This is a genomic window from Leifsonia sp. NPDC056665 (genome assembly GCF_042791795.1).
Taxonomy (GTDB): domain Bacteria; phylum Actinomycetota; class Actinomycetes; order Actinomycetales; family Microbacteriaceae; genus Leifsonia.
The window spans coordinates 88,966-97,301 of sequence record NZ_JBHTXK010000017.1; the positions used below are offsets into that span (position 1 = coordinate 88,966).

General features: G+C 72.4%; 8 protein-coding genes and 1 other RNA gene. 5 read left to right on the forward strand and 4 right to left on the reverse strand.

Translation table 11 applies throughout. The features are described from left to right. Positions 1-54 precede the first annotated feature (54 nt). Positions 55-555, reverse strand: a complete 501-nt coding sequence (locus ACFQ9V_RS15495) for a GNAT family N-acetyltransferase (RefSeq protein WP_382460010.1) — start codon at positions 553-555, stop codon at positions 55-57. A 1-nt stretch (position 556) separates the two neighbouring features. After that, positions 557-1,846, reverse strand: a complete 1,290-nt coding sequence (locus tag ACFQ9V_RS15500; RefSeq protein ID WP_382460011.1) for an aminotransferase class I/II-fold pyridoxal phosphate-dependent enzyme — start codon at positions 1,844-1,846, stop codon at positions 557-559. 61 nt (positions 1,847-1,907) lie between these two features. Here ACFQ9V_RS15500 and ACFQ9V_RS15505 point away from each other — a divergent pair, with 61 nt between their 5' ends. After that, positions 1,908-2,552 (forward strand): DUF1345 domain-containing protein, encoded by a 645-nt coding sequence (locus tag ACFQ9V_RS15505; RefSeq protein WP_382460012.1) that lies wholly within the window; start codon positions 1,908-1,910, stop codon positions 2,550-2,552. Here ACFQ9V_RS15505 and ACFQ9V_RS15510 read toward each other — a convergent pair. Further along, positions 2,549-3,028 (reverse strand): dihydrofolate reductase, encoded by a 480-nt coding sequence (locus ACFQ9V_RS15510; RefSeq protein WP_382460013.1) that lies wholly within the window; start codon positions 3,026-3,028, stop codon positions 2,549-2,551. The genes ACFQ9V_RS15505 and ACFQ9V_RS15510 overlap by 4 nt on opposite strands. A 16-nt stretch (positions 3,029-3,044) precedes the next feature. Beyond that, positions 3,045-3,854 carry a thymidylate synthase gene (locus ACFQ9V_RS15515; protein ID WP_382460014.1) on the reverse strand — a complete coding sequence of 270 codons (810 nt, stop codon included), beginning with the start codon at positions 3,852-3,854 and terminating at the stop codon, positions 3,045-3,047. A gap of 73 nt (positions 3,855-3,927) precedes the next feature. On the opposite strand from ACFQ9V_RS15515, the gene ACFQ9V_RS15520 reads away from it, so the two are divergent. The 4 genes from ACFQ9V_RS15520 to rnpB all read left to right on the forward strand — a co-directional run bounded on the left by ACFQ9V_RS15520 (position 3,928) and on the right by rnpB (position 8,267). Then, a complete protein-coding gene (locus ACFQ9V_RS15520) occupies positions 3,928-6,228 on the forward strand; it encodes a cytosine permease (protein ID WP_382460015.1) in 2,301 nt (766 codons plus the stop codon). Positions 6,229-6,286: 58 nt separating this feature from the next. After that, positions 6,287-7,105, forward strand: a complete 819-nt coding sequence (locus ACFQ9V_RS15525; RefSeq protein ID WP_382460016.1) for a Nif3-like dinuclear metal center hexameric protein — start codon at positions 6,287-6,289, stop codon at positions 7,103-7,105. A 31-nt stretch (positions 7,106-7,136) separates the two neighbouring features. Then, positions 7,137-7,871: a zinc ribbon domain-containing protein gene (locus tag ACFQ9V_RS15530; protein ID WP_382460017.1), complete on the forward strand. Its 735-nt coding sequence runs from the start codon at positions 7,137-7,139 to the stop codon at positions 7,869-7,871. A gap of 42 nt (positions 7,872-7,913) precedes the next feature. Next, an RNA gene (rnpB, locus tag ACFQ9V_RS15535) (RNase P RNA component class A) lies at positions 7,914-8,267 on the forward strand. The last annotated feature ends 69 nt before the right edge of the window (positions 8,268-8,336 follow it).

Genomic DNA, 8,336 nt, shown 5'->3' on the forward strand with positions numbered 1-8,336 from the left:
CGCCCAAACTCCTCCGTTACCGACACCCCGACGCCTCCGCCCCGTTGGCAACGGCTAGAGGTCGGCGGCCATTTCGAGTTCGAGCGCGGTGCGGTCGAGGGGGTACGGCTGCGCGCGGCCGGTGAAGGCGAAGCCGCGGCGCTCGTAGTAGCGGATCGCGGCGGCGTTGTGCTCGTGGACCTCCAGCAGCAGCCGGCCTGAGCGCAGGCGCGCCCAGTCGACGACCGCGTCGAGGAGCGCGTCGGTGACGCCCTGATCCCGGCCGCGCGCGGTGGGCGTCACGTACACGCCGACCAGATGCGGGTCGGGGGAGCCGGACGCGTGGAAGCCGCCCATCGTCCCCAGCCAGCGTCCGTCGGGCGCGACCGCGGCGAACAGCCGGCTGCTCGGTGACGTGTTCGCCGCGCGCCGCCGCCAGTGCTCGTCGGGGTGCGTCCGCGCCGCGGCCAGCGTCTCGAGGAACGCGATGGGCGTGTCCTCCAGCATCTCCAGCCGGATGGCGCGGTAGGCGGTCCAGTCGGCCTCCACGCTCGGGCGGACGACCCAGGACGTCACGTCAGTTCCGCTCGGCCAGCAGCGCCTCGGTCTCGGCGAGCAGGATGGCCGTGCAGAGTCCGTCGAGGGCCGCGCGCAGCTCCGCGAGCGGCGGGAACGTCGGCGCGATGCGGATGTTCGCGTCGCGCGGGTCCTCGCCGTACGGGAAGGTCGCCCCGGCGGGCGTCACCGCGATGCCGGCCTCCTTGGCGAGCTGGACGGCGCGCTTGGCGCAGCCGTCGAGCACGTCGAGGCTGACGAAGTAGCCGCCGTGCGGCGCGTTCCACGAGCCGGCGCCCCACGGCTCCAGCCGTGCGCGGAAGGCCTCGTCGACCGCGGCGAACTTGGGCTCCAGGATCGCGCGGTGCTTCTCCATGTGCGCCGCCAGACCCTCGGCGTCGCGCAGGAGCTGCACGTGTCGGAGCTGGTTGAGCTTGTCCGGGCCGATGCTCTGCGCGGCCGAGTTGTGCTGGAACCACGCGATGTTGGCCTCCGACGCGCCGATGAAGGCGACGCCGGCTCCCGGGTACGTGACCTTGGAGGTGGAGGCGAAGATCAGCGGGCGGTCCGGGTTGCCGGCCTCGGCGGCCAGCGCGAGGATGTCGATCGGCTCCGGCCGGTCGTCGCTCAGGTGGTGGACAACGTAGGCGTTGTCCCAGAACAGCCGGAAGTCGGGAGCGGCGTCCAGCGACACCAGCGCGCGCGCGACCTCCTCGCTGTAGACCGCGCCGGAGGGGTTGGAGTACACCGGCACGCACCACACGCCCTTGATGCTGTCGTCCGTCGCCAGCAGGGTCTCGATCGTGGCGATGTCGGGGCCGTCGTCGTTCATCGGCACGGCGATCATCCGGATGCCGAAGCGCTCGCAGATCGTGAAGTGCCGGTCGTAGCCGGGCACCGGCGCGAGGAAGCTGATCGGCTGGTGGCTCCACGGGAGGTCACCGCCGGGGACGCCGTGCAGCAGCGCCTGCGCGACCGTGTCGTGCATGATCGTGAGGCTGGAGTTGCCGAGCGCGAGCAGCTGACCGACCGGCACCCGCAGCGCGTCGGCGAAGATCGCGCGCAGCTCGGGGAGGCCGTTCGGGCCGCCGTAGTTGCGCAGGTCCGTCCCCGCGGCGTCGCGGTAGGCGCCATCCGGCAGGTGCAGGAGTTCGTTCGAGAGGTCGAGCTGCTCGGCGGACGGCTTGCCGCGCGTGATGTCGAGTGCGAGGCCGGCGGCCTTCAGCTCGTCGTAGGCGCGCGCGAAGTCGGCGTGCGCGGCGCGGAGCGCTTCGGTGTCGAGGTCGGCGAGAGGTGCGGGAGCGGTGGTCACAATCCGATCGTAGCGGCGCGCTGGCCTTGTCGCCCTGGCGGGACGTGCGAACATCCGTTGTGTGACGGACGAACTGAAGCGCGGACGCGGGCACACCCGCGTGAAGCTGTACGTGGCCCTGGCGGTGGGCGTCGTCGTGGCGGTCGTCCTGTCGTTCTTCGAGGTGGTCCACCACGCGATCCTCACCGGCTGGGCGGCGGCCTGCCTGGTGTACGTCGTCTGGATCTGGTCGACGGTCTGGCGCATGGACGGGGAGCAGACCCGCAGCCACGCGAGGCTGGAGGACCCGGGACGCCGGACGGTGGACCTGGTGCTGACCATCACCGCGCTGGCGAGCGTGTTCGCGGTCGTGTGGGTCCTCGTCGAGGCGCGCAGCCTCAAGGGTGGCGCGCAGCTCGCCATCGCGCTGCTCGCGATCGTGAGCATCGCGCTGTCGTGGGTGCTCGTCCACACCCTCTACACACTGCGCTACGCGCGGATCTACTACCGCAGGGACGGCGGCGTCGACTTCAACCAGGACGAGCAGCCGCAGTACAGCGACTTCGCGTACCTCTCGTTCACGCTCGGGATGACGTTCCAGGTCTCCGACACGAACATCACCACCTCGTACATCCGCCGGACCATCCTGCGGCACACGCTGCTGTCGTACGTGTTCGGCACCGTCATCGTCGCGGCGACCGTGAACCTGGTGGCGGGGCTGACCTAGCGCTCGTACCGGACGAAGCGGTAGCGCATCCCGTTCGCGGCCTCCAGCCACGGGCCGGGGTCGCCGTGCCACTCCGGGCCGAGGACCGGCGCGACGGTGTCGCCGGCCACGTTCAGGTCGAGTTCGGTGACCTCGACGCGGTCGGCGACCGGGAGGGCCTGGCCGTAGAGCTCGGCGCCGCCGATCACCCACACAGCGCCGTCCTCCGTCTCGCGCACGGCCGCGTCCAGGGAGTGGACGACGGTCGCGCCGGGCGCCTCGAACGCGGTGTTCCGGGTCACGACCACGTTCGCCCGGCCGGGGAGCGGGCGGAAGCGCTCGGGGAGCGACTCCCAGGTGCGCCGGCCCATCACGACGGGATCACCGTCCGTCAGCTCGCGGAAGTGCTTGAGGTCCTCGGGAAGGTGCCACGGCATGACGCCGCCGGCGCCGATCACGCGGTCGTGGGCCTGCGCCCAGATCAGGGCCAGAGTCATCAGCTGAGGGCCCGGGTCATACGGCCACAGCCGCGCGGATCGCGGGGTGGTGCTGGTAGTCCTCCACCACGAAGTCCTCGAAGCGGTAGTCGAAGATGCTCTTCGGCTTCCGTGCGAACCGCAGCGTGGGCGCGGGATAGGGGTCGCGGGTGAGCTGCTCGGTCACCTGCTCGACGTGGTTGTCGTAGATGTGGCAGTCGCCGCCGGTCCAGACGAAGTCTCCGGGCTCCAGGCCGACCTGCTGGGCGACCATCATCGTGAGGAGGGCGTAGCTGGCGATGTTGAAGGGGACGCCGAGGAACAGGTCGGCGCTGCGCTGGTAGAGCTGGCACGAGAGCCGGCCGTCGGCGACGTAGAACTGGAAGAACGCGTGGCACGGCGCGAGGGCCATGTCCGGGATGTCGGCGACGTTCCAGGCGGAGACGATGATCCGACGGGAGTCCGGGTCGCGGCGAAGGGTGTCGATCACCTGCTGGATCTGGTCGATGTGGCTGCCGTCCGGAGCCGGCCACGACCTCCACTGCACCCCGTAGACCGGGCCGAGCTCGCCGCGCTCGTCGGCCCACTCGTCCCAGATCGTGACTCCGTTGTCGCGCAGCCAGCCGACGTTGCTCTCGCCGCGCAGGAACCAGAGCAGCTCGTACGCGATGGACTTGAAGTGCACCCGCTTGGTGGTGATCAGCGGGAAGCCCTCGGCGAGGTCGAACCGGAGCTGGCGGCCGAACACGCTGCGCGTCCCGGTGCCGGTGCGGTCGGACTTGTGGCTGCCGCTCGCGAGGACGTCGCGCAGCAGGTCTTCGTACGGAGTCGGGATCGGCGTGCTCATCGAGACGATGGTACTTCTCCGGCGGCGAGGATGCCCCCTGACCCGCTGACCGTTACGGTCGTAGGCTCGGAACATGGAGCGGGCCGATGACGTGAAGGGGAATGGCGTCGCGGAGCCGGGTGGAGCACGCCACAGCGACGACGAGCTCGCCGACGCCCTCCAGGTCGAGGTCGACCGCGCGACAGCGGCCATCCCCATCGTCGCGGGGCCGCCGTCCGCCGTGGACGCGGACGGCGCGGCGGCACTCAGCGACGCGGAGGTCACCGCGATCGTTGACGCGGACCTGCGGATCCACGACACGTTCGGGGCGATCCAGCATCTGCAGAACGTGCTGCAGGCGCGGGCGACGGCGGCGATCCCGTTGGTGGGGGAGCCGGCGAATGGAGTCGAGGAGGAGGAAGAGGGGGACGAGGAGGACGACTGGGTCGGGCCGCCGACTCAGCTGATCAGCTTCGACGACCTCCCCTCGCGACGCCGGGACGACGGGCCGCAGCCGACGTACAGCGCGTGGGTGGGGGCGGCCGTGCCGCAGCCACCTGTGCCCGAGTCTCCGGCACCCGAGCCTCTTGCGCCGCCGCCGGTTCAGCAGCAGCCGCAGGTATCGCCGCCCAAGTTCCCGACGATCGCGCTCGACACCTCGGCCGCCGAGCAGCAGCAGCCGCCCGCGCCCGAGACCCCCGCACCGCGCGTCGAGCCGCTCGGCCTCGTACCCGCGGAGTACGCGCCGAGCGATTCGCAGCCGGTCCCGCTGCTCGCGGCCGCCCTCCCGGTCGCGCTCGAGTCGCCGGTGGCCGCCGCCGAGCCCGCGCCGGTAGCCGGCAACGATCTCGGCCCGGCCACGGCCCCCGACCACATCGACGGCGACGACGCGCACAGCGCACCGAATCCCGTCGCCTCGCCCCGGCCGCCCGAGGACTCCGCGGCGCCGCATACCGCCCCGGTCGCGCCTCCCGCGTTCGTGCCGGAGACCGTGGACCTGGAGCCGACGCCGTTCGACCGGCGCGCGGGGCACGCGTCCCGGCTGTTCTGGCTCTGGTTCGCCGGCACCTCCTCCCTGATCAGCGTCGGCGTCGGAGCGACCCTGTTCCTGCTCGGGCTGAGCCTGCGCCAGCTCCTGGTCGCGACACTGTTCGGGGTCGCGCTGTCGTTCCTCCCGCTCGGGCTCGGGACGCTCGCGGGCAAGTGGAGCGGGCAGCCGACGATGGTGGTCTCGCGTGCCATCTTCGGCCTGCGCGGCAACGCCCTCCCGACCGCGCTGGCGCTGGTCACCAAGCTGTTCTGGGGCGCCGTGCTGCTCTGGCTGGCCGGGTCGGCCGCTGGATCGCTGGCGGTCTCGGAGGGCTGGTCGCACAGCGCGGCCATCCCGACCGCGATCGCGCTGGTCGTGACGATCGCCGCCGCCGGCGTCGTGGCCTTCTTCGGCTACGGGCTCGTCTCCCGGGTGCAGCTCGTGCTCACGATCGCCTCGGCGGTGCTGATCGCCGTGACGATCGCGGCGACCTGGCGGCACGTCGACCTGTCGCGCGCGCTCGCCGTCCCCGACGCGCTCTGGACGCACGTCGTGACCGGAGCGGTGCTCGTGTTCAGCTACGTCGGGCTGGCCTGGGCGATGAGCAGCGCGGAGGTCGCCCGGTACCAGCGCAGGCGCTCCTCCGGCGCGGCGGGGATGCTGTGGGCGACGTTCGGGGCCGGGGTGCCCCCGTTCGTGCTCGTCTCCTACGGCGGCCTGCTGGCGGCCTCGAACCCGCACCTGGCCGCCGAGCTGGCCAGCGACCCGGTGGGCGGGTTCGTGCAGCTCGGCCTCCCGGCCTGGTACCCGGTCCCGCTGCTGCTGGCGGTGGGGCTCAGCCTGATCTCCGCGCTCGTGCTCACGATCTACTCGGGCGGCTTCACCCTCGACGCGCTCGGCGTGCGGCTCGGCCGGCGTTGGAGCACGGTGGTCATCGGCGCCGTGATCGCGGTCGCGGGCGTCGTGCTCGCCTTCACGGTGAGCGACCTGGATGTGGTCATCCGCGGCATCCCGACCGCGCTGTCGGTGCCGGTCGCTGCCTGGGCCGGGCTGTTCGCCGGCGAGATGATGCTGCGTACACGGCGCTTCCACCACGGCTCGCTGCTGAACCGCGGCGGCGTCTACCCGGACTGGCGCTGGGCCAACCTCACGATGCTCGTGGTCGCCAGCGCGATCGGGCTCGGCTTCGTCAGCTCGCCGCTGCCGTGGCTGGCCTGGGAGGGCTACCTGGTCCGGCTGCTCGGCGCGGACCCCGGGATCGGCGCGAGCAACGTCGGCGTGCTGCTCGCGCTCGGCATCGGGCTGGTGACGCCGATGGTGTCGGGCGTGCGGGAGGTGCGGCGGCAGGAGGCGGTGGTGGCCTGAGGCGGGCGGCGTGGCGCTCCGGAACTCCTCCGCGGGCGACAGGGCTAGGCTCTACTGCGTGCCGCACACTCTCCGTTCCGTCTGCGAGGTCGTCGAATCGCTCTGGCCGGTCGCCGGCGCAGAGGGATGGGACGCGCCGGGGCTCGTGTCGGGCGACCCGGCCGCGAGCGTGGAGCGCATCCTCCTCTCGGTCGACGCCGTGGCCGCGACCGTCGACGAGGCCGTCGCGCTGGATGCCGACCTCCTGATCGCCCACCACCCGCTGCTGCTGCGCGGCGTGACCTCCGTCGCCGAGGACCGCTACAAGGGGTCGCTGCTGGCCACCCTGATCCGCAACGACTGCGCGCTGGTCGCGGCGCACACCAACGCCGACGTGGTCGCCGACGGCACGAGCGCCGTGCTGGCCGCCGCCCTCGGCCTCCGGGACACCACGCCGATCGCGCCCGCGGCCGACGGCATCACCGGGATCGGCCGCGTCGGAACGCTGGTCGAGCCGACGACGCTCGGCACGCTCGCCCGCGCGCTCGCCGACCTCCTGCCGCCCACCGCCGGGGGAGTCCGCGCGGCCGGCGACTACCACCAGCCCGTCTCCCGCGTCGCCGTGTGCGGCGGTGCAGGCGACTCGCTGCTGGCCAGCGACGCCGTGCGCGGCGCGGACGTCTACATCACCGCCGACCTCCGCCACCACCCGGCGTCGGAGGCGCGCGAGCAGGCCGTCCTCGGCGGCGGACCCGCCCTCCTCGACGTCTCGCACTGGGCGAGCGAATGGCTGTGGCTCGACACGGCCGCCGAGAGCCTCCGCCGCGCGCTGCCCGGCGTGGAGATCATGGTCAGCGAGCTGCGCACCGACCCCTGGGATTTCGCGATCCTGCAATGACCCGCCACACAGAACCAGCAGAGAGCAGAGCATGAAAGCCAGCCCCTCCGACCAGAACGAGCTCCTCCGGCTGCAGGCCGCCGACACCCGGCTCAGCCAGCTCGACCACACCGTCCGCAACCTCCCGCAGGCCGCTCAGCTCGCCGCCCTGCAGCCCGAGGTCGACGGCCTGCGCGCGCGGTGGATCGCCGCGACCGGCGAGGTCGAGGACGCCCGCGCCGAGCTGAAGCGCATCGAGTCCGACGTCGAGGTGGTGGAGGCGCGCAAGCGCAGGGACAGCGACCGGCTGCAGCACACGTCGTCGGTGAAGGACGTCCAGGCGCTGGAGGCCGAGCTCACATCGCTCGCCAAGCGCCAGGGCGACCTGGAGGAGATCGAGCTGACGGTCATGGAGCGCCTGGAGGGGCTGGAGGCGAGCCTGTCCGGCATCGACGCCGAGCGCGATGGGCTGGAGGGCCGGGTGCAGGAGCTGGAGGCCTCCCGCGACGGCGAGGCCGGCACGGTGGGCGCCCAGCGCGACGCCCTCGCCCGCGACCGCGCCACGATCGCCGGGGCGCTCCCGGCCGAGCTGGTCGCCCTCTACGAGCGGCAGCGGTCGCGGTACGGCGTCGGCGCGGCGCTGCTGCTGCGCGGGGTGTCGATGGGCTCGAACGTGAAGCTCACGGAGTCCGACCTCGCCGACATCCGCCGCGCGGCGGACGACGACGTGGTGCTCTGCCCGGACAGCGGCGCGATCCTCATCCGCAACGAGGAGTCCGGGCTCTAGCGGAGGCGTCCCACCCGCCGTGCGCTAGTGTTGGCGGCGGAATGGGTCGGCCAGACGGTCGCGTCGGTCCGCGCGAGCGGGCCGCCGAGGAACGTCCGGGCTCCGCAGAGCAGGGTGGTGGGTAACACCCACCCGGGGCAACCCGCGAGAAAGTGCAACAGAGAGCAGACCGCCTCGCACGCAAGTGCGCGGTAAGGGTGAAACGGTGGTGTAAGAGACCACCAGCGGCCGGGGTGACCCGGCCGGCTGGGTAAACCTCGCCCGGAGCAAGGTCAGACAGGGGACCATGAGGCTGCTCGCCTCGTCCCCGGGTAGACCGCTAGAGGGCGGCGGCAACGTCGTCCCGAGAGAGATGGCCGTCCACGACAGAACCCGGCGTATCGGCCGACCCGTTCCCTTCACGCCGAACCTCCGCCGAGGGGCACGTAAACGCCCCTAAAACGCGGTTTTAGGGGCGTTTACGTG

Coding starts and splice junctions, on each gene's coding strand:
- ACFQ9V_RS15510 (WP_382460013.1), bottom strand. CDS start 3,028: ATGACTCTGGCCCTGATCTGGGCGCAGGCCCACGACCGCGTGATCGGC.
- ACFQ9V_RS15520 (WP_382460015.1), top strand. CDS start 3,928: ATGGAGCGGGCCGATGACGTGAAGGGGAATGGCGTCGCGGAGCCGGGT.
- ACFQ9V_RS15515 (WP_382460014.1), bottom strand. CDS start 3,854: ATGAGCACGCCGATCCCGACTCCGTACGAAGACCTGCTGCGCGACGTC.
- ACFQ9V_RS15530 (WP_382460017.1), top strand. CDS start 7,137: ATGAAAGCCAGCCCCTCCGACCAGAACGAGCTCCTCCGGCTGCAGGCC.